At 48.0% G+C, this 20795-nt stretch carries 19 protein-coding genes; all 19 read right to left on the bottom strand.

Features of this window, described 5'->3' with window-relative positions; translation table 11 throughout:
- Positions 1–26: 26 nt before the first annotated feature.
- Positions 27–914 (bottom strand): ATP synthase F1 subunit gamma, encoded by an 888-nt coding sequence (gene atpG / locus ACKX2L_RS10100; RefSeq protein WP_497551402.1) that lies wholly within the window; start codon positions 912–914, stop codon positions 27–29.
- A gap of 1 nt (position 915) precedes the next feature.
- Positions 916–2496, bottom strand: coding sequence for a F0F1 ATP synthase subunit alpha (atpA, locus tag ACKX2L_RS10095; protein ID WP_497553175.1), 1581 nt, complete (start codon positions 2494–2496; stop codon positions 916–918).
- 1 nt (position 2497) lies between these two features.
- The gene (gene atpH / locus ACKX2L_RS10090) at positions 2498–3022 is read right to left on the bottom strand and encodes an ATP synthase F1 subunit delta (protein ID WP_497553174.1); all 525 of its coding nucleotides are present in this window, start codon (positions 3020–3022) and stop codon (positions 2498–2500) included.
- A complete protein-coding gene (atpF, locus tag ACKX2L_RS10085; RefSeq protein WP_497551399.1) occupies positions 3003–3464 on the bottom strand; it encodes a F0F1 ATP synthase subunit B in 462 nt (153 codons plus the stop codon). The genes atpH and atpF overlap by 20 nt, the downstream gene beginning before the upstream one ends.
- A gap of 94 nt (positions 3465–3558) precedes the next feature.
- Positions 3559–3789, bottom strand: coding sequence for an ATP synthase F0 subunit C (atpE, locus tag ACKX2L_RS10080; protein ID WP_497551398.1), 231 nt, complete (start codon positions 3787–3789; stop codon positions 3559–3561).
- Positions 3790–3902: 113 nt separating this feature from the next.
- Positions 3903–4595 (bottom strand): F0F1 ATP synthase subunit A, encoded by a 693-nt coding sequence (locus ACKX2L_RS10075; protein ID WP_497551397.1) that lies wholly within the window; start codon positions 4593–4595, stop codon positions 3903–3905.
- A gap of 236 nt (positions 4596–4831) precedes the next feature.
- On the bottom strand, positions 4832–6496 hold the full coding sequence (locus ACKX2L_RS10070; protein WP_497553173.1) for an ABC transporter substrate-binding protein: 1665 nt from the start codon (positions 6494–6496) through the stop codon (positions 4832–4834).
- Positions 6493–7269, bottom strand: a complete 777-nt coding sequence (locus tag ACKX2L_RS10065) for an ABC transporter permease (protein ID WP_497553201.1) — start codon at positions 7267–7269, stop codon at positions 6493–6495. The genes ACKX2L_RS10070 and ACKX2L_RS10065 overlap by 4 nt, the downstream gene beginning before the upstream one ends.
- Positions 7270–7313: 44 nt before the next feature.
- Entirely contained in the window at positions 7314–8108 is a 795-nt protein-coding gene (locus ACKX2L_RS10060) for an ABC transporter permease (RefSeq protein WP_497551395.1), read from the bottom strand.
- Positions 8109–8223: 115 nt separating this feature from the next.
- On the bottom strand, positions 8224–9750 hold the full coding sequence (locus ACKX2L_RS10055) for a polyamine ABC transporter ATP-binding protein (RefSeq protein WP_497551394.1): 1527 nt from the start codon (positions 9748–9750) through the stop codon (positions 8224–8226).
- Positions 9751–9979: 229 nt separating this feature from the next.
- Positions 9980–11083, bottom strand: a complete 1104-nt coding sequence (locus tag ACKX2L_RS10050; protein WP_497551393.1) for an SPFH domain-containing protein — start codon at positions 11081–11083, stop codon at positions 9980–9982.
- Positions 11084–11287: 204 nt separating this feature from the next.
- Positions 11288–13408, bottom strand: coding sequence for a hypothetical protein (locus ACKX2L_RS10045; RefSeq protein ID WP_497551392.1), 2121 nt, complete (start codon positions 13406–13408; stop codon positions 11288–11290).
- Positions 13409–13455: 47 nt separating this feature from the next.
- Positions 13456–14721 (bottom strand): 23S rRNA (uracil(1939)-C(5))-methyltransferase RlmD, encoded by a 1266-nt coding sequence (gene rlmD / locus ACKX2L_RS10040; RefSeq protein ID WP_497551391.1) that lies wholly within the window; start codon positions 14719–14721, stop codon positions 13456–13458.
- Positions 14722–14740: 19 nt separating this feature from the next.
- Positions 14741–16294 (bottom strand): sodium/proline symporter, encoded by a 1554-nt coding sequence (locus tag ACKX2L_RS10035; RefSeq protein ID WP_497551390.1) that lies wholly within the window; start codon positions 16292–16294, stop codon positions 14741–14743.
- Between the two features lie 416 nt (positions 16295–16710).
- Complete coding sequence (locus ACKX2L_RS10030; RefSeq protein WP_497551389.1) at positions 16711–17292, bottom strand: flavodoxin family protein; 582 nt, start codon at positions 17290–17292, stop codon at positions 16711–16713.
- Between the two features lie 157 nt (positions 17293–17449).
- On the bottom strand, positions 17450–17884 hold the full coding sequence (locus ACKX2L_RS10025) for a helix-turn-helix domain-containing protein (protein WP_497551388.1): 435 nt from the start codon (positions 17882–17884) through the stop codon (positions 17450–17452).
- 13 nt (positions 17885–17897) lie between these two features.
- Positions 17898–18551, bottom strand: coding sequence for an ABC-2 transporter permease (locus ACKX2L_RS10020; RefSeq protein ID WP_497551387.1), 654 nt, complete (start codon positions 18549–18551; stop codon positions 17898–17900).
- Positions 18548–19267, bottom strand: a complete 720-nt coding sequence (locus tag ACKX2L_RS10015; protein ID WP_497551386.1) for an ABC transporter ATP-binding protein — start codon at positions 19265–19267, stop codon at positions 18548–18550. The genes ACKX2L_RS10020 and ACKX2L_RS10015 overlap by 4 nt, the downstream gene beginning before the upstream one ends.
- A 228-nt stretch (positions 19268–19495) precedes the next feature.
- Complete coding sequence (locus ACKX2L_RS10010; protein ID WP_497551385.1) at positions 19496–20671, bottom strand: type I restriction enzyme HsdR N-terminal domain-containing protein; 1176 nt, start codon at positions 20669–20671, stop codon at positions 19496–19498.
- Positions 20672–20795 lie beyond the last annotated feature (124 nt).

Genomic DNA, 20795 nt, shown 5'->3' with positions numbered 1-20795 from the left:
GAACAGAATCAACAGAATCAACAGAATCAGTTTCCCTTTTTCTGAGCTCTCGCGCCTGCGGCAACCTCCGTAATCTCCTGCGTTATAGCCGCCTGTCTTGCCCGGTTGTAAGCCAGACTCAGCTGGGAAAGCATCTTTTTCGCCGAATCAGAAGAAGACTGCATGGCCATCATGCGGGCATTCTGTACCGAAGCAAAAGATTCCACCAGGGAGCTGTAGATGAAACCGATCAGATAATCCGGAACGATCTCCTCCATGACCTTCTCCGGGGAAGGCTTGAAAGTGATATCTTCCATCACAACACCTGCCGGAAGATGCATTTCGAAATCGGTCTTCTTCAAAGGAAGAAGCTCTTCCATCTCTGCCACTTCCGTCACGGAATTTTCCATCCTCGTGTAGATGATCCGTAAGACATCAATCTCTCCATCCAGATAAGCCTGAAGAAGATCTTCTCCGATCCTTCTGGCCCGGCCCATGGTCGGCTTCTGAATCGTATAATGAAAAGCCCCGTCAATCGGGATATGGTGAGATTCGAAATAATGCCGGCCAATCTCCCCCAGGACATAGAGTTTATGCTTAGGGGACTTCTGAAGCTCCTTCTCTGCGATCTTTAAAATATTCTGGTTATAGGCACCGGCCATACCCTTATCGGACGTGACCACAATATAGCCCACAAGCAGATCTTCCGGATTCTTGTCCGAATAGTCCCGGAAATAGACACTCTCCATATCCGGCACATGACGGAGGATCCGGGACATGGCATCATTCAAGGCATAGAAGTAAGGTTCGGTCTCCTTCAAAACCTTCTTCGCCTGCTGGAGCTTGGAGGAGGAGATCATATACATGGCATTTGTGATCTTAAGCGTCTGCTGAATGGATGCCATCCGGTCTTTGATTTCCTTCTGACTCGCCATCTTATGCCTCCTTGTGATCGGAATTCAGATCGTTTTTCGGATCCTCGGAAGGCTCTTTAGGCTGTGTCTCGATCTGTCCGGCAGCCGTCCGAAAGGCCAGAGCCGCATCCACGATCTCTCTCTCCAGATCCTCAGAAAGGACCTTTTTCTCGGACAGTTCATCCAGGATGACCCGGTGCTGCTTCTTAAAATCATCGAGCACATTGGCCTGCTCGGTCTTGATTAATTTCTTCGGCGTCGCGTCGAAGAAATTATGGTTGGCCAGGACCAGACTTACGACCTCTTCTGCCATACTCATAGGATGGGACAAGGGCTGCTTCAAGAGTTCCATCAGGGAAGAACCATGGTCCAGTTCTGCCTTGGTCGTCGGATCCAGATCCGATGCGAACTGGGTGAAGATCTCCAGCTCTCTGTACTGCGCCAGATCGACACGGATGGAACCCGAAGCCTTCTTCATAGCCTTCGTCTGTGCTGCGCCGCCGACACGGGATACCGAGAGTCCGACATTGACCGCCGGTCTCTGCCCGGAGAAGAAGAGTCCGCTCTCGAGGAAGATCTGACCATCCGTAATGGATATGACGTTCGTTGAAATATAGGCCGAGACGTCACCATTCTGTGTCTCAATGATGGGGAGTGCCGTCATCGAACCTCCGCCGCAGGCATCCGAAAGATGGGATGACCGTTCCAGAAGTCTGGAGTGGAGATAGAAGACATCGCCAGGGTAAGCTTCACGTCCCGGAGACCTGCCCAAAAGGAGAGAGATCTCACGGTAAGCAACTGCATGCTTACTTAAATCATCATAGATGATCAGGACATCCTTCCCCTGATCCATGAAATACTCACCCAGAGCTGTTCCTGCATAAGGAGCGATATACTGCAGGGATGCCGGATCTGCCGCCGTTGCAGAGAGGATGATGGAATAGTCCATAGCACCGTTTTCTTCGAGGGTATGCTCTACCTTTCCAACGGTCGTTGCCTTCTGTCCGATGGCGACATAGATACAGATGATATCCTTGCCCTTTTGGTTTAAGATGGTATCGACCGCGATACTGGTCTTTCCGGTCTGACGGTCACCAATGATCAGCTCACGCTGGCCACGTCCGATGGGGAACATGGAATCGATGGCCAGAATACCGGTTTCCAGGGGCTTGTCAACCGGCTGACGATCGATAATGCCGGGTGCTTCACGCTCGATGGGGTTGTAACCGGTCGATATGATATCGCCCTTACCGTCAATCGGCTCACCGAGAGCATTAATCACACGGCCGACAAAAGCATCCCCGACCGGAATGCCGGCTCTCTTTTCGGTCCGGCTGACTTTCATGCCTTCCTTGATGCCGGCATCACGTCCGAAGAGGATGACTCCGATCTCATTTCTTCGGATATCCTGGACCATGCCCTTTTCACCATTCTCGAAAAGGATGATCTCACCATACATGGCATGATCGATCCCATAAATTGTGGCGATTCCATCGCCGACGGAGATGACCGTACCGACTTCCCGACTGTTCTGATCCCAGTCAAAATTTTCAATTTCTTCTCTAATAATAGAGATAATGTCCTGTGCCTGAATAGAGCTCAAGTTAGTATGCCTCCTCGATCAGTGATTTTTCCAGCTGCTGCAGCCGGCCGCGGTAACTCTGGTCATATTCCCTGCCCCGGGTCCGAAGGATCCGTCCGCCGATGATCGAAGGGTCGACTTCGACACAAAGCTGAACATGACTGGACCGATAGCGCCTGCCCAGGTATTCCCTGGCCTCCTTCAGTTCCTCATCGGAAGGTTCCCTGGCAAAAATGGCCTCGATCTTCAAATAATGGTTCTCATAATCCCAGATCTTCGAATAAGCCTCCATAATCTCATCCAGAAGGTCGATCTGGTGATTCCTGGTTAATTCCATGAGAAAATTCCGCATCTTCTCCGAAAATCCGGCCTCTTTCGAGAGACGTAAGATCACCCGGCTTTTGTCTGCCATTTTAATCACAGGCTCTTCCAAAAGTCTCATAAGAGCCGGCGTCAGCTTCATGGTATCCAGAAATTCCATGACTTCCTGCCGATCCGGGACCTCTGCATAGAGTGCGCGGGCCTGCTCAATTGCCGCTTCCTTCATTTTCTTTCTGCCCTTCCTGACCTTCCATCAGAATCTTACGAGCTGCCTGAACCGCTAAGCGTGAGATATCGGCCTGCAGATCCTTCTTGGCCTTTTCCTGCTCGAGAAGGAGATCATTGGCAGCCTTCTTTTTCATCTCAGAAATCTCATCTTCGGTAGCCTTGATCTGCTTCTGGCGTTCTGCCTCTGCCCGGTCCATGGTCTCCTGCATGATCTTCTGAGATTCGATCTTAGCATTCTTCAAATGCGTTTCGTATTCGCTTCTGGCCTGATCCGCAGACTTCTGCTTCTCTTCTGCCTCAGCAAACTGATCCTCAATATGCTTCTGCCTCTCATTTATCACATTCATGACCCGCTGGAAGAGAAATTTCTTCATGATCCAGGCGAAGAACAGAATATTGATAATAGTAAAGAGGATGGAAGGAAATGAGATATCAAGCATCGCTTTTCCTCCTGTATCCTTCGTTTCGATCAAATATCATAATGAAGTATGGTCTGTCCCGACTCCATCATGGCCCAACTATCATTGAAAAGAATTACTTCAGAACCATGATAATCAGAAGTGCGATAACGAAACCGTAAATAGCGGTTGCCTCGGCCAATGCACATCCTAAGAGGAGGTTGGTCTGGATCTTCGGAGCTGCTTCCGGCTGTCTTGCGATGGCATCAACAGATGCTGCGGTTGCCTTACCGATGCCAAGGCCGGCACCAATACCGGTCAGAACTGCGATACCTGCGCCGATTGCTACTAAAATTGTGGATGACATAATAAATTCTCCTTTTCTTTTCTGATTACTTCTGTAATAAACTTCTGTTTTCTTCTGTTTTCTTCGACTGATCTTCTGATTCCTTGTCGATTCCTTGTCGATCTCTTCAGAAATCAACTGTCTTCCATGGACTCGCACATGAAGAGGGCTGTCAGGAAAACGAAGACATAAGCCTGTATCAGGCCATCGAAGACATCGAAGTAGAGACTGAATACTACCGGTAAGAAGACAGGCAGAACCTGCTTCAATAATTCCATGATAACGAAGGAACCAAGCACGTTACCGAAAAGCCGCATGCAAAGAGACAGGGGTTTGATCCCAAGCTCCAGTACATTCAGAGGGGCAATAATTGCAATGGGCTTTGCATAACTCTTGAAATAGCCCTTGGCACCCTTTTTCCGCCAGCCGCTGACCTGAATCAGAATAATGCTTAAGAGGGAAAGGGCCACCGTGACATTGATATCCTTGGTCGGTGGCTTGAAGCCGATGATTCCGATCAGATTGGCGATGCCAATGTAGACCATAACGGACATGAGATAGTAATAATACTCCTGTCCCTGACCCTGCATGGTGTCATGGAAGAAATTCCATAACCATTGCACGGCTCCTTCCAGAGCCAGCTGGCCCTTGCCGGGATGGTCCACCTTCAGATTCCTTGTAAGGAGAAGGGAGATCAGAAGAACTGCCGCAATCATGATCCAGGTAACCACAATGGATTCACTGATCGGAATCCCTCCGAAAATCGGAATGGTAAAAACAGTTTCTACATTTAATTCGCCCAAGAGATTTTTAACCAGGGCGTCCATCTAACCACCTCCCAAAATAAAAGACCAGATCGAAAGAATCGGCCCGGTCTCCGTCTGCAAACCTGGCTTTATTTTACACTTGTAAGTCATGAAAAAAAGTACAATATCCTTTGGAATTCGAATTGTTTTTATGAATTCTGCATATATTCTTTGTTAAATTTTTGTTTATGTTTCACAAAAGCTTGGATCTGTACCCTTTCCATCCCCTTCTTTCCCAGCTGTCTTTTCAGCTGGCCTTATTGCTTGCCGGCATGAGGCGCACCATGAAATTTCCGAACCACCAGGACAGCAGCGGCCACCAGTGACAGGATCAGAAGAGCCCAGCCCCAGATCGGCATATGAAGAATGTTATAGCAGCGGACATTGACCCACATTTTATTAATGTCCTTACTCTGCTTTGGATTGAAATATCGCATGATTGACGACCGCCTGATCACTTCTTTGCTCGGATACTGAGCACCCAGCTGCCTCTTTACCGATTCTTTTGGAACCGTAAGGACATAAGAAGGATCCTCCTTCGTCTCGTCGCCGGTAAAGAAATAGGACAGATCATAAGACGTCAGCGAATCTTCGCTGTCTTTTGCCGGATCCTCAGCCGTCTCGCTGTTATCTGCAGGCTTCTCTTCTGCCTTCGGTCCATATTTCCACTTCAGATACTCCAGGATCCGGGGATCGGAACCGCCCGAGATACAGGAAGTATAACCGATATAGTACATATTCCGGATCGCATTGTCCGGTCGGGAGACGAAGTTGATAAAAGCTTCTGCCGCCTGCTGCTTGTCACGGTCATGACCGATACCGCTTTTCAGCATGCACCAGCCATCGAAATAGATATTGGTGCTTTCCTCAGGGACCGCAAAATCCAGCCGGAAATCATCCTCATCGGCCTGGTCCATGGTATAGACCGCATCGCCGGACCATTGATAATTGGCTGCAACCTTGCCTGTAATCATATCCGCTTTTCCGGCATCCACTTCAAAGGAATAGACATTGTCCTTCATGGTCTGAAGCCAGTCCTGCACCCTTTTTATCATTGCAGGACTTGTGTCATTCATGATATCTTCCAGCTTCTCTTTATAATCGGAAGCGCCGGTAAAATCCGGATCCAGAAGTTTCTGATGTTCCAGGGCTCCCACCGCTGCAAAATAACATTCCCGGACACTATCCTTGATGGTCACCCGGTTCTTAAACTTGGGATTCAAGAGGATGGACCAGGTGGAGGCCTCCTTCTCCGTTACCATATTCGGATTATAGACAATACCGGTGATGCCCCACATGAAACCGGCCGCATAGCTGGACCAGGACTGACCCTTGATCTTATGACTTTGGAAGATCTTCGAAATATAGGGCGATACGCCATTGGTATAATAATTCAAAGGATTCTCCCGGTCGAAGAAGTTCTTGGACAGAGGAACCAGCTTATTCTCGCTGATCAGTTTCATGAACATATATTCCGAAGGGCAGATCAGATCATAGCTGTCCCCAAGGGTCAGCATATTATAGAGATCTTCGTTGGTGCCGAAGGTCGAATATTCCACTTTGACCTTGACGCCGTAATTCTTCTCATACCAGTCCTCGAAATCCCGGATCATGGGTTTTTTTCCGATAATCTTGCCGGAAGGGAGATCGATGGCCTCGGATTCATCCCAGTCGCCTTCGTCCATATACTCTTCCCAGTTGCAGACTCTGAGCGTGATGGTCTTCCGGGAATCTGTCTTTTTCTTTTCCTCTTTGGCTTCAGCCCTGGAGGACGGGAAAAATAAAGCGGAGAAAATAAGAAGCATTGTCAGAAAGAGAGCCAGAAGGCGATGAAAAGCATGATGTGGTCTCCGGTCCTTCTTTCTCTTGCTTGTACGGTCGAGACCTCTTGGGCCTTTTGTGCTCTGGTCTATATTTCTCATGGAAGCTCTGCCTCCTTTCTTGTGCGGTTCTCAGTCTTTCGGGCAAAAAGATTTGCAGCCACGACTACCAGAATAACAAGCACAAAAATCAGAGTCGACAGGGCCCAGAGTGCCGTTTTGATCGTGGTCTGGGATCCCTTTGTCGCATTGACGACATAGGTCGAAATGGTATTGAATGTCGCAGGCTTTGTGTAAGTTGCAATGAAGTAGTCATCCAGTGACAGGGTCACAGCCAGACCGAAGCCCGAAATGATGCCGGGCATGAGCTGGGGCAGAATGACCTGGAGGATGGCCCGGCCAGGCTTTGCTCCGAGGTCCAGCGCTGCTTCGTACTGGCTGGAGTCCAGCTGTTTCAGCTTGGGGAGGACCGACAGATAGACAAAGGGTGCGGACAATACCACATGACCGATGATCAGGGGCAGATAAGAATCCTTATTCATATGAAGGACGACGACCAGCAGAACGCACATGGAAAAGCCCGTTACGACATCTGCATTGATGACCGGGATCTGGTTTAAGCCATGGATCATGGCCTTCATTTTCCTGCCGGAATAGAAGGAGCCGATGGCTCCCATACTGCCTAAAACCGTAGAGATCAAAGCGGAGACGAGGGCCAGAAGAAGGGTTCCTATGATCATGTCTCTAAGCTCCGGCGTTGTAAAAAGCGTCACATAGTTCTGCATGGAAAAACCCCGGATGGCACCGAGATTGGTGGCACTGGTAAAACTATAGACTGCAAGGATCAGGATGGGGAAATAGAGGGCCAGAAGCATGATGACAAAGAATACTGCCCGGCCGATTCCCAATTTCTTCTCTTTCAAAACCGTGCACCTCCTCTGATCGTATCCTTCTCTTTGCTGTCGCTGAAGAATGTAAAGAGACAAATGATACCGAGAAGGATCAAAGCAATCATGGATCCGCCATTCCAGTTATAGGCTGCGAAGTAACTTCCGATCAGGGAGCCCATGATATAAGTCTTGTTATAAAGCATATCCAGGACCACATAGTTGGTCATGGCCGGGAGAAAGACCATAGAAATCCCGCTCATGACCCCCGGAATAGAAAGCGGCAGAGTTACCTGGACAAAGGCCCTCTTCGGATCAGCTCCGAGATCCTCTGCTGCCTCTAAAAGAGCCGGATCCAGCTTTTCGATCGAGTTATAGATCGGCAGGATCATAAAGGGCAGAAAATCATAGGTCATTCCGATCACGGCATTTAAGAAGGGATAGAAAGCCAGATTTCCTTCGATTGCCGTCAGGACTTCCTTCATTGCCGTAATGCGGAGGGAGAAATTGATCCACATAGGGAGAATGAAGATCATCAGGGCAACATGCTTTGTTTTCATCTTGCTGGTCGCAAGGAAATAGGCCAGGGGATAAGCCAGAAGGACTGAGACAAGAGTCGTCACCGCTGCCAGAGCCAGACTGTAAACCAGAGTTCCTATGGTATTGGGATTGGTGAAGAAACCGGTCAGATTATCAAATGTAAACCGGCCCGTACCATCAGTAAAAGCGTAGAAAAACAGCACCAGAAGCGGCGCCGCTACAAATAAAAGGAGAAAAAGTGCATAAGGAATGCATAGATTTTTTCTGGAAAAACGCATTTCTCTCATTCCTTCCTGTGGTTACTCAATGATTACGACCAGAGATCTGAGCATTCCATCTGCTGCAGCCGGTCGATCCTTCTGTCTATGAAATGGCTAGGAGATGGCCATGAGATGGATGATCTCACTTTCTCCTGGTGACCGAGAATTTCATCTTATCCGTCGGCATGATCAGGCCGACCCGGTCACCCATATTCCAGAGGTCTTCATCGTAGACGGCAAAGTCCTGTTCGGAATCAGTATGAACGATATAGAGATAGTGGTCACCTTCATAGATCAGATTGGAGATATTGCCATATTCCAGACCTTTTTCCTGATCATCGGTCATTTCAATATCACCCGGCTGAATGGATGCAAGAACACGAATGCGGTCGAAATCAACTTCCTCGCCCTGGGCATCCAATATGGTCCCGTCTTCCCTGCGCTTCGATCCCGGAAGCAGGTTGGTCAAGCTCACGTGCAGCAGGGTATCATTATAAGAAAGTCTCTGATCCTTATTGATATCTACCGGGAAGGTATTGGTATTATCTTCCGCTTTTATGACATGGATCCCGTCCGGATCCAGACAGATACCAACATGATCGCCGACCTTCTGCGACTTTGTCGTTCTTGCGACGATCTCATTCTTTCCGGACTGCATGGTGATCTCATAATGCATGCCCTTGAAGATCACACCGATCACGTCAGCCCGTATGGTTCCCTTTTCCGGGGCTACGATCTCGATATCCTCCGGACGAACCACTGCGGTGACATGGGTTCCCTGAGGGAAATCATCCAGACATTCGAAAGCTCCACCGCAGAAACGGACCTGCTTCTCTCCTGTCATCAGGCCGCTGAAAATATTGGACTCGCCGATAAAGTCTGCGACAAAGATATTTTTCGGTTCGTTATAGATGTCTTCCGGTGTGCCGATCTGCTGGATCTTTCCTTCACTCATGACAACGATCTTATCCGACATGGTCAAGGCTTCTTCCTGATCATGGGTGACATAGATAAAGGTGATGCCCAGCTTATCATGCATGGCCTTAAGTTCCAACTGCATTTCCTGACGCATTTTAAGATCCAGGGCTGCCAGAGGCTCATCTAAAAGCAGGATCTCCGGCTCGTTGACCAAGGCCCGGCCGATTGCGATTCGCTGCTGCTGGCCGCCGGACAGGGTGGAAACGGCCCGGTCTTCAAAGCCCTCGAGATCGACCAGAGAGAGGATCCTTTTCACCTTCTTTTCGATCTGATCCTTGGGCATTTTCTTCTGCTTCAGACCAAAGGCAATATTGTCATAAATATTCATATGCGGGAAGAGCGCATAACGCTGGAAAACCGTATTGATGGGTCTCTCATAGGGCGGCAGATTGGTGATGGACTTGCCGTTCAGAAGGATTTCTCCGGAAGTCGGGAGTTCAAATCCCGCAATCATACGAAGCGTTGTTGTCTTACCGCAGCCACTCGGGCCAAGAAAGGTAACAAATTCCCCCCTCTTTACATCCAATGTGAAGTCTTCTACGGCAATAAAACCGTTGTCTTCATACTGTTTCACAACATGACGAAGTTCGATAATATTCGGTTGACTATTCTCATTGGATCCATCCCCTGCCGGGGAAACGGCTCCACGAGAAGGATCCGGGCTGTGGAATCTGGAATTAAAGATCTTCATTTCATACTCTCCCAACTGGTTGACGGGTTACATTCTTCGGAATTTGCCGATAAAAGGCAAGGAAGTCTTAAAAAAGGCTCCCTTGCCCATCTTTCTTATGTGATCAGTTTTCGGATCAAGGACCGGACTGCGTCCGGCCACAGGAAATCCTCTGGCTCATTACTGCTTTCGGCCGCAGGGAATCCTCTGGTTCATTACTGTGTCCGGCTGCAGGGAATCCTCCGGTTCATCACTGCTTCTGGCCGCAATGAATACAATAGGTCTCATTGTCCGGCGTCATCTGTCCGCAATGGCTGCATAGGTGCTCGCCATGTCCTTCCACGGAATCCTCAATCGCTTCCGTTGTCCTGGCCGCGTCCCGGCCTCCTTTGCCGGTCTCAGGTTTAATGCAGGGATCATTTGGGTCTTCCTTTTTCGGCTTGGCAGCCGTATCGATTGGTGTATGATCACCAATGCCCAGAGCTTCCCCGACCAGACCGAGTGAACTTACTGCATTCGCGATATCCGAAGGCATATAGATCTTCGTTGCACGTCCGTCAGAAACTTCCTTCAGGGCTTCGATCCCCTTCAGTTTCAGAACGGATTCACCGATATTTGCTTCGTTCAATTTCTTCAAGCCCTCGGCTTCGGCCTCATAGACCATCTTCACCGACTTGGCACGTCCCTCTGCCAGTGCGATCTGCGCATCACGTTCTGCTTCGGCAGCCAGGATCTTGGCTTTCTTATCACCTTCAGCCCGGCTGACAACAGCCTCCTGATGGGCCTGTGCTTCCAGAACCGTCTGACGGCGTTCCCTCTCTGCCCGCATCTGCTTGGTCATGACCTCTTCGATCTCCTTGGGCGGCTGGATGTTCTTGATCTCAACTCTCGTAACCTTGATCCCCCAGGCATCGGTTGCTTCATCCAATATGGTCTGCATTTTACCATTGATGACCTCGCGGCTGGTCAAAGTCTGGTCAAGCTCCATATCACCGATAATATTTCGAAGGGTCGTAGCAGACAGGTTCTGAAGACCGGACATCGGAGACTCCACACCATAGGTGAAAAGCTTGGAATCGAAAACCTTACAGAATACGACCGAGTCGATCTGCATGGTGACATTATCCTTGGTGATCACAGCCTGAGGAGGAAAATCCAAAACCTGCTCCTTCATGGAAATGACATTTGCAACACGTTCGATAAAAGGTGTCTTCACATGAAGTCCGGCAGCCCAGGTCTCCTTGTACTTACCCAGACGTTCAATAATGAAGGTCTTGCCCTGGGGCACGATCCGGATATTAACCAGGATCAAGATCAAAATAATAATCGCGATGATGACTAAAAAAATAATCATAATTCCTCCCTTCCAAGACTGTAACTTCCGCTTTGATAAGCTTTTTGTCTGCATGATTGGATCCAAGAAAACAATATCACAGCGCGGTCAAATATGCATTAAAATCTGAACGATCCGGAAGAAATTTTATCATCTTCCTTCCCCCTGCATTTTGTAAGATTCATGTCTCGTTCATTCGAAAGCAAGCATCTGCATCAATCCTCCCTACCAGCTCGTCCTATGTTCATCCGTCACCGATTCCGATTCCAGATCGACACGGTAAAATCCCATGATTTGTGCATCTTGCAGACTTTCGCCATAGACTTTTTCGCAGACGATTTCGATGACATCGGAATTTCGACTGCCATTGACATAGAGCTGATACTCCACTTTTCGACTGGCGGATCCTTGTGTATCGGTCGTTCGACCGATCACAGCATAGCTGTCCCCCTTCGCTGTCGTTCCATAAGACAGTCCCATATTGGGATAAGGAGAATTCTCCTTCAGATATTGAAAGACAAGAGACATGGCTTTCTGAACCGGGTCTGTCCCTTCCGAGGAATCTGCGTCGGTATCCCCTTTCTCCGAATCCGTCTCATCTTCCCCCTCATCCCGGTCATCGGAATCCGTAAGATCATTTTCCTCCGTATCCGAATTCTCTGTATCCGAATCTTCGGAGGAAGCCTTGGACCGATCTGAATCGGCGGATTGACCGGAATTCTTGGACGACGAAGCTCTGCTCTTGATAGAACTTTGATCTGCTTGTGGATCCAGCTCGATTGCATCCGGCCAGTATTGCATGAGGACCGAATCTGTCGTCCGGAAATAGAGATCACCGGAGTCCTTGGAATTCTCGGAGTTCTTCCCTATCTTCACATCTTTCCTGCCATTCGCTATGGCAAGATACCAGAAGGACCAGTGGTAGATGGAAAAAGATGAGCTGAGAAGCGGCTGCCCCGGTAAAGCAATCGTTACATTCTCTTCTTCGGCGTTCACCTTCCTCTGTCTTCCCATCTGAAGGAAAGGCTCACCGGCTGTAATCAGAAGCAAAGCTGCAAAAACGAATGCCAGAATTCCCATGAAGGGATAGGTGACAAGTTTTCGAATCTTCAGTTTGTCATCGCTCCAATAGAGTTCTTTCTTCGTATTTGAAGAAGAGGCAGAAGAAAGGGAATCAGGGTACTTCCTTTCCGGCTCTGCTTCTTCCCTGTCTCTTGCCTGATTCCACTCCTCATCCGAATCAGGATCCTCCTCTTCCCTGGAAAACCAGCCTGTCTTTTTCTTTGGCTGTTCCCCATCCTCAGACATCCCCGCATCTTCATGCTGTTCCGAAGTCTTTGACGCATCCTCCGCCTCAAGCGCTTCCTCCGGCATTTTCCGTTTCTTCCACATCTTTCGGAAGGACGAAAAATTAACCTTTTCCTGTTTTCTTGCTCCCCGGTTCGCTGCACGATACAGCCGGAGTCTCGTAGTATGATAGAGAAGCCAGAGAACGATCAAAGCTGAGATGACAGCTCCGAAGATTCCAAAAGCCGGATAGAAATACCAGCCGTGTCCCCGGAACAGAGCGAGATCCAAGCCGGTAAAAAGAACAGGAAAGGAAAGAAAGATCAAAAGCAGTCCACGGGAAATCCCAAGAAAGCCCATATCCCACTTCGGTTTCTTCTGAATGGACCGGACTGCGTCTCTCATTTCCTGTGCCTGGGCGCTGACATATCCATTGCCGACGACCCAGCGGGCAACCGTCTCATCCGTCGGGAAGAAGGTCTTCTCCTGATAGGGATTTTCCTCGAAAGGAATGCTGCTATAGGCCTTATACATCTCTTCTACCTGGTCCGAACCCGACTGAATTGCAGCAATTAAGCGGAAGAGATAGTAGATCTTCAATTCCTTATCCGACAGGATCTCCCTGTCGATCTCATCCAAAGCCTGTTTGGAAAGCTTCATCTCTGACATCAGAATATCAATGGCTGCCATGGACATCAGTGCCTGATTGGCAGTCACCGGGCGTTTCCACAACGTCTTATGATAAAACCAGAGATCATAGTCGTGCTTTCCTTTCATGGAAAGTTTTTCCGCCATTCCGCGGAAAATATGGGCTATGATCAGACGAAGTCCCAGAAAAATAAAAAACAGTCCAAACGCAGCAGGCAGAAGGATCCAAGGCGAAAGTGCTCCAATAAAAATATAACCCGATAGCCAGTACAACAAAAGGAGGGTCAAAACCAGGGTGATCACCTGGGGCAGATGGGAAAAGGGTCCGAAACTTTCCGCCAGAGTCTTCCCGGCCGGATCAAAGCGGTAGGCATCCGAATCAAAGTTCTGATATTGGTATCTGTTTTCCATCCAAATTCCTTTCATAGCTTCATAAAACAAACCTTGTTGGAAAGAAATCAGTCCTTCCCTTTCTTTCTTAAGAGGACCACATTCTCTACCCCTTCGGTTTGCGGAAACATGTCAACAGGCTGAACGGTCTCGATCTGATATCCTGCTTTGCGAAAGTCCATAAGATCTCTTGCCAGGCTCTCGATCCCGCAGGAAATATAGACCACCCGCGGAATCTGCATCGCACGGACTGCATGTATGAACTCCCTCGTACTGCCTCCCCGCGGCGGATCCATACACAAGACGTCCGGAGCTGACTTCCCAAAAAGAAGGGAAGTTCTCGCATCGGTCTCCATTTGTGCCAGATCTCTTAAGAAAGCCGTGGCATCTTCGCGGTAAAAACGGATATTCGAGATCTGATTGGTCCTGGCATTACTGATGGCGTCCCGAACGGCCGCCGGATTCTGCTCTACACCAATGACATGGGAAGCCGATTTTGCCATGAACATGCCGATCGTTCCGGTCCCGCAATAGGCGTCGATCACGGTCTCTTTTCCGGTCAGACCGGAAGCCTCAAGCGCCAGGTCATACAGGCGCCTGGTCTGTTCCGTGTTCACCTGGAAGAAAGAGGACGGCGAGATCCGGAAGGTCAGGCCCAGGCTGTCATCCTCGACATAGCCTCTGCCGAACAGGGTGATATTGCGCTCGCCTAAGACCATGCTGGTTCGGGCCATGTTGATATTCTGAACGATGGTAACGATCTCCGGGAACTTCTGGCGAAGGGCCTTGACGAAGTTATTCTTCCCGGGGAAAATGACATCGCCTGTCACGAGGACGACCATATAGCCGCGAGAAGCCCGACGAACCAGGACATGGCGAAGGAATCCTCTGCCCAGGTCCTCATCGTAAGGCCGCATACGAAAGGACGGCATGAGATGCCGAATCTCTTCTATAATGGCATCTGCTGTCCGGTCCTCCAGAAAACAACCTTTCACGTCCACGACCCGATGACTCTTTTTCTCATAGATGCCTCGATGGATCTTCTTATCTCTGCCCCAGGCGAAGACCGCATGGACTTTATTGCGATAATAGAGCGGATGCCCGGCAGGAAGGATCGGTAAGATCCGGCCGCTTCGATCCTGGGAGGCTCTAGAAGCCTGGGATCCCCTGGGGCCTTTCGAACCTTTGGGGCCTTTCGAATCTTTCACGACCGGCATCAAAAACTTCTCTACCATGGCCTGCTTTATTGCCAGCTGTTTCTCATAGGGGATGCCGATGTAATCACAGCCGCCGCACTTTTTCTGATAGGGGCAGGCTTTTCCGTCTTTTGTCATCTGAATCTAAAACCTCTTCTTATAATTCTTTCCTGACCGCTTCAAAATCCTCTACGATCTTCCTGTCCGGAGCCGGTGTTAAAAGGCTTACCAGGATCACAACCAGGATAGAAACCAGAAATGCCGGAGCCAGCTCATAGAGATTCAGGAAGCCTCCCAGAGGGCGCACCAGATATTTCCAAACGAAGACCATGATGCCACCGGACAGCATACCGGCGATGGCACCGTATCGATTCATCCGTTTCCAGAAAAGCGAAAGCAGAATGATCGGTCCAAAGGCAGCGCCGAAACCGGCCCAGGCGAAGGATACGATATTAAATATCGAGCTGTTGGGATTCCATGCAATGAAAATGGCAAAACCGGCCACCAGAATCAGGGTTGCTCGGGCAATGAACATGGCCATCTTCTCACTCAATTTCACATGGAAGACACCCTGAATGATATTTTCGGAAACCGCCGATGCAGCTGCAATCAACTGCGAATCTGCCGTTGACATGGTAGAAGCCAGGATGCCGGCAATGATGATACCGCCGATCAAGGCAAACAGGGCACCATTCTTACTGATATGATCCGCCAGAACAACAATCAAAGTCTCTGCCTTGGCGGAACTGGCCGGATCCGAAGCATCCACAAGATTCTTCATGGTTCCGGTCAAAGTCATAGCCCGGCCGACAATACCAAGGATCACTGCAATTCCAAGAGAGAAAACAACCCAGACCGATGCAACCCGCCGGGAAAGTTTTAATTTCTCAGGATCTTCAATTGCCATGAAGCGAAGCAAAATGTGGGGCATGCCGAAGTAACCAAGACTCCAACAGAACATGCTGACTTTGTGAAAGATATTATAGGAATCTGCCGCATGGCTTGCATTGTTATAAGTAGCATTCCAATCCAGAAAGCCCGGAAGCTGCTTTGCATTCTCAATCACAGCATTGACTCCCCCGGCCTGCGAAATACCATAGCCCAGAACAATAAATAAGGCTGCCGTCATAACAATTGACTGAACAAAGTCTGTTTCCGAAGCTGCCAGAAATCCACCGGTCGTTGTATAACCGACGATCACAACGGCAGAAACGATCATGGCCAGCTGATAATTCACTCCGAAAAGGGAAGCGAAAAGCTTACCGCAAGCTGCAAAACCGGATGCCGTATAAGGAACAAAGAAGATCAGGATGAAGGCTGCACTGATGAACAAAAGGATATTGCTTTCATCCTGAAAACGGCTCTTGAAGTAATCCGGGATCGTGATCGCATTGAGATGGGCGGAATACTTCCGAATCCGCTTTGCAACAAGAAGCCAGTTCAAATAAGTACCAACGATGAGACCGGCAGCCGTCCAGCCGGCATCTGCAATTCCCGACAGATAAGCCAGGCCCGGAATTCCCATTAAGAGATAGGAACTCATATCCGATGCCTCGGCACTCATTGCTGTAACAAAAGGGCCTAACTTCCGTCCGCCCAGGTAGAAGTCCCCGACATCATTGGTACTCTTCGATGCCCAGATACCGATCAAAAGCATCCCCATGAGATAGGCAACGACTGTAATAATGATCCCTATTTGTGCACTTGTCATGATCTCCCCTTTTCTAATTGCTGCTAAATTTTTTTCCAGTGATATCCCTATTTATTTGTAGACTGACTTTATTTTTTTGTAGACTGACTTTTTGCCTGGCTATCCCTGCTATCGGAGGTGCATCAGAAGTGCCCTACAAGGATAGAGGATTCGATATATAATTTTTTCTCAAAATCATGCGTATTTCTCACTAGAAAAAGGCCATCTTCGGTCATGAAATTCGATATAGAAAATCTTTTGAATTTCATGCTATAAAAAAGCCTAAAAAACACGCATCAATTTGAAAAGAATTCATATATCGATTTTTTGTCTCAAAACATGCCTGATAGCCATTAGAAACACGCATCATTTTCAAAAGAATTCATATATCGAATTTTTCGTCTATGCTTACACATGATTTCGTTATTTGTCAACAATCAGCGAATAAAATTTGTCTTGTTATAAACTGCCGGCGCCGGGGCTTTAATACCTGCTGCCTTACCAGCTTCGATGCACTTCAGGAAATAAGCCATACGTTTTCCAAGCTGCTTTAAAACAGCGACACCCTCTTCGTCTTTCATGACGTCTTCCGGCACCGAACCATGAACCATAGTCCAATAGTCGGATGTGATAATCGGCATTTCCAGATAAGACGGATACTTTGCCAGGACATCCAGAGCGGATGTCGTGCCAGCACGACGTGCCGAAGTTACAACTGCTGCCGGCTTTCCCCGCAGCTCCTCCCCTGCTGTACCAAACAAACGATCCAGAACCATCTGGATCTCACCGCTTGGAGATGCATAGTAGACCGGTGCGCCGAATACAAAGCCATCTGCTCCGGCACACTTCTCTTTCAAGGACTTCACAAGCTCCGCCAGCTTGCCATTGGCTGCATCCGCACCGACAAATACGATTTCCGAATCGATGCCCTCTTCCTTCAAACTCAAAGCCACAAGATTCAAAGCCGTAAAAGTGCATCCATTTGCACGACGGGAACCATTGATCATTAAAACTTTCATTTGTGTACCTCCATATCATTGCTGGAAAGCTCTGCATACGATTGTACACTATTCTGGCCCTATATTTCTATGCTTTTAGCACGTTAAGGAAAAGAAGTTCTGACCTGTACCCAATAGGAAGCAGAAGATCTTCCCTATAGGAAGCAGAAGATCTTCCTTAATCCTGCTTTTCAAGACTCCGCTCCATTGCGTTTCTCATATTCGACATGAACACTTCCTCCGGAATCAGGGCAATTCCATTTTCGTCACTGAGAACGACCATGCGCTGTCCTCCCGTCAGTCCAAACAAGTCTCTAGCCCCCTTCGGGATGACGATCTGACCTCTTTCGCCTACGGCAACAGAACCCCAGATATTTTTTCCTCTGGGAGCGGGTGGAATGATCCCCAGTCCTTCCACGGATTCTGTCCTGATCAGGCTGTCAATGGTCGTCCCATATACTTCTGCCAGTGATAAACACTTTTCAATATCGGGGATCGTCGCACCGGTTTCCCACTTGGCATACGCCTGTCTGGAGATCCCTATTTTTTCAGCGATCGCTTCCTGTGAAAACCCATGGAGATTTCGAAGCATCACCAGATTGTCTTTCAGCATACGTTCCTCCTTACTACAGATCGATCTTCTCAAAATCTGCGCAGGCCTTTCGATACGACAGATATGTTATTCCCGTATAAAACAGGAGTCCGCCAAGAAGCAATGAGCTCTGTAAAATGATATGGTCAAAGCCGAAGGCATTGACAGCCGCAAGTCCCGGGAAATGATGCAGTGCTTCAAAGACTCCGATCATCAGAAATGCGGCAATGATATATATGACAAAGGGCTTCCCAAGCTTATAGGCTGTCCTGAAAAAACCGCCCACAAAGATGACATTGAATAATCCGAAAATAAACAGAGCTGCGCCCAGGTAAAACAGATTGGCGTTCATCAGCGCATTCTGCCTGTAAATAGATGAATCCTTAAGGACCGTCATTCGGAGCAGGGTAAGAACAGTGATAAGAGCGAACCCGCAGAGCTCGACCACCATAACAAACTGATATTTTCCCTTGACTACATCCTTCTTTGCCACCGGCAATAGTGCCGAATACAGGATATCGTTTGCTTCCCTGGCACTCTGGAAACTTTGATAAATCCCAAGCGTGATAAAAAATACGCTGCATAGGATCGGATAGCCCGGGATCAGTGTCATGACGCCAAAGCTGATGAACAGCCAGGTCAGCAGTAACGAGGAGAGCTGTATTTCCTTTCGCAATAAAGCACTCATGATCTCGCCTCCCTCTCCAGCCTCAGAAGAATCTCTTCCAGGGTCTCCTCATGCCGGCCATTCCTCTGCATAAACTCCCTCATGGAGCAGTCCGCTTTTATCTCACCATTACTGATATAAATGATATTATCTGCACACCGTTCCAGATCTGAAATGATATGTGTTGAAAAGAAGATCGTCACCCCATGTTCTTTCAATATCTGAAACACTTCCATGAGCTCATCCCGGGAAAATGGGTCCAGCCCGCTGGTCGGCTCATCTAAAATCAGAACCTTTGCCCGGTGGGAAAGTGCCAGAAGAAGATTGAACTTCACCTTCATTCCCTCTGAAAGCTCCATGGGCTTCTTTCCTTCATCCAGACCAAACATCTCCATATAGTGGTGATAAGTATCCTCATCCCAGTTTGAATAAAAGGATTTCGTAGTGCTGACGATGGTCTTTATCGTCTTTCTCGGAAACCAGCTGACTGCTCCGGTGGAATACCCGATCCGCTGCTTGATCTTTGCTTCATTTCCGGCAAGCGGCATTCCAAAGTAAAAGATCTTACCGCTGTCAGTATGGATCAGATTCAGCATGGCTTTGATCGTGGTGCTTTTCCCGGCACCGTTTCGCCCGATGAATCCGGTGATCCTGCCTTCTTCCAGCGAGAAGGACACGTCTTTCATCTGAAAAGCCTGATAGGTCTTACAAATATTCTTTACTTCTACAATATCCATGTGGTCCTCCATAAATATGATTTATATGAATATTGTGAGGTCTGATTGCGTCTGTTTCCACCAACCGTACATGACATTATATCATGTATTTTGTTACATCTGGTTGCATTACCCGTCCGCACCCCCTCTCTTTCTGTCCAGCCTTTAGATGTAGAAATATTACGGAAGTTCATCAAAGAATCCTAAAAAACAGCCCAAAAAGGTTACTCCGCCAATGTGGGTTGTTTATTACTTTTGCTTTCGCAGATACTTTCTGTATTCGTCACGTACAAGAGCATAAGATATCAGGTTTTCTATCAGATTCATAAACTCCGGATCATCTACTTCCCACAGTCGGTCATAAGTGAGCGTTCCAAGATTAAATCTCTTGCCGTCGATAATGGAGGGATACAGGTCTTCTGTAAAGATTCGTAAACCTTCTATCTTTCCGCTTCCTTTATTACTAAACCCTATTCTTCCACTATGATAGAAAGTGACTTTTTTCCCATTTCTTACGACATTATCATCCACACAAAGCTGAAGTGAATGATGTGCAGCATCATCCGTATCAATAGCCACATTGATTGCTGTCTTTGCAATATCTTGTTTGCTCCATGTAGAATACGGACTTAATCCGATAGATACAAACTCCGTACTCCCATTGTAATCAATAAGGAAAGACCTGTATGCCCCAAAAAATGAACCACCGGACGCATTTCCATAGCTCAACAATCGGATACCATAGTCTTGTATCAGCCGAAATATCTTGTACTCTTTTACCGGCAACTTATGTCCAGGATAAAGAAGCGCTTCCCATAGGTTCACACACACTTCAGCAAGTTCATTCGGTGTATTGCTGCCGATATCGTAACCATCGTATTCCCGGCAATGATCCGGTATCTCATCAAATTTAAGTCTCGGCGGATGTTTTTCCAACGGACATTCTACGAAATCTCCCCTGACCATTGAAATGTAATCCGGAATATTTTCGATCAGAACATAGTCCTTCTTGGCTTCAGCATAATAATAACAAAAGGCCTCCGTTCCGTTAGTCATCATACAGTAATCACAATTAAGCGCGTCTGCATATCCCGTCATCTGTCTGCCCACACCTTCACTCAAATATACATCAGGCGCTTTGCATTCAATGACAACCAACGGATTAATTTCTTTTGTATCCGCATTATATTTTACGATTATAATGTCGGCACGCTCTTTGGATCTGATTCCATAATGAGAAAGATGCTCTTCTACCCGGATCATCTCTATTGGAACCTTAAGCTCATTGACAATGTATGAAATGACCTTCTGGCGAACAGTTTCTTCTGGCGTTATATATATCAATTTCTGCCGTATCGGATCAAGATAGCACTCTCGTCCATTCCTTTTATAAATCGGCGGAAGTTTTGATTTTGACAGATCCATTAGTTACTAAAACTTCCCATACCTGAAATGGGACTTGTTCCTTGAAAACTCAATAAAAACAGGCAGTCAGATAGTTTTATGCGACTGCAGATCCTCTTAAGAGAGCACGCTGCATATATTCCGG

This window comes from Porcibacter vitabionis, from assembly GCF_046263795.1.
In the GTDB taxonomy this organism is placed as follows: Bacteria; Bacillota; Clostridia; order Lachnospirales; family Lachnospiraceae; genus Lachnocurva.
This window is presented reverse-complemented; position numbering and strand designations above follow the sequence as displayed.

What these genes read in the sequence shown, in the direction of transcription:
- ACKX2L_RS10025 (WP_497551388.1), bottom strand. Translation starts at nt 17,884, where the DNA reads ATGCTGAAAGACAATCTGGTGATGCTTCGAAATCTCCATGGGTTTTCA.
- rlmD (WP_497551391.1), bottom strand. Translation starts at nt 14,721, where the DNA reads ATGACAAAAGACGGAAAAGCCTGCCCCTATCAGAAAAAGTGCGGCGGC.
- ACKX2L_RS10065 (WP_497553201.1), bottom strand. Translation starts at nt 7,269, where the DNA reads ATGCTTCTGGCCCTCTATTTCCCCATCCTGATCCTTGCAGTCTATAGT.
- ACKX2L_RS10055 (WP_497551394.1), bottom strand. Translation starts at nt 9,750, where the DNA reads ATGAAGATCTTTAATTCCAGATTCCACAGCCCGGATCCTTCTCGTGGA.
- ACKX2L_RS10010 (WP_497551385.1), bottom strand. Translation starts at nt 20,671, where the DNA reads ATGGATCTGTCAAAATCAAAACTTCCGCCGATTTATAAAAGGAATGGA.
- atpG (WP_497551402.1), bottom strand. Translation starts at nt 914, where the DNA reads ATGGCGAGTCAGAAGGAAATCAAAGACCGGATGGCATCCATTCAGCAG.
- atpF (WP_497551399.1), bottom strand. Translation starts at nt 3,464, where the DNA reads ATGCTTGATATCTCATTTCCTTCCATCCTCTTTACTATTATCAATATT.
- ACKX2L_RS10075 (WP_497551397.1), bottom strand. Translation starts at nt 4,595, where the DNA reads ATGGACGCCCTGGTTAAAAATCTCTTGGGCGAATTAAATGTAGAAACT.
- atpH (WP_497553174.1), bottom strand. Translation starts at nt 3,022, where the DNA reads ATGAAGGAAGCGGCAATTGAGCAGGCCCGCGCACTCTATGCAGAGGTC.
- ACKX2L_RS10020 (WP_497551387.1), bottom strand. Translation starts at nt 18,551, where the DNA reads ATGAGTGCTTTATTGCGAAAGGAAATACAGCTCTCCTCGTTACTGCTG.
- ACKX2L_RS10060 (WP_497551395.1), bottom strand. Translation starts at nt 8,108, where the DNA reads ATGAGAGAAATGCGTTTTTCCAGAAAAAATCTATGCATTCCTTATGCA.
- ACKX2L_RS10035 (WP_497551390.1), bottom strand. Translation starts at nt 16,294, where the DNA reads ATGACAAGTGCACAAATAGGGATCATTATTACAGTCGTTGCCTATCTC.
- ACKX2L_RS10030 (WP_497551389.1), bottom strand. Translation starts at nt 17,292, where the DNA reads ATGAAAGTTTTAATGATCAATGGTTCCCGTCGTGCAAATGGATGCACT.
- atpE (WP_497551398.1), bottom strand. Translation starts at nt 3,789, where the DNA reads ATGTCATCCACAATTTTAGTAGCAATCGGCGCAGGTATCGCAGTTCTG.
- ACKX2L_RS10045 (WP_497551392.1), bottom strand. Translation starts at nt 13,408, where the DNA reads ATGGAAAACAGATACCAATATCAGAACTTTGATTCGGATGCCTACCGC.
- ACKX2L_RS10070 (WP_497553173.1), bottom strand. Translation starts at nt 6,496, where the DNA reads ATGAGAAATATAGACCAGAGCACAAAAGGCCCAAGAGGTCTCGACCGT.
- ACKX2L_RS10015 (WP_497551386.1), bottom strand. Translation starts at nt 19,267, where the DNA reads ATGGATATTGTAGAAGTAAAGAATATTTGTAAGACCTATCAGGCTTTT.
- ACKX2L_RS10050 (WP_497551393.1), bottom strand. Translation starts at nt 11,083, where the DNA reads ATGATTATTTTTTTAGTCATCATCGCGATTATTATTTTGATCTTGATC.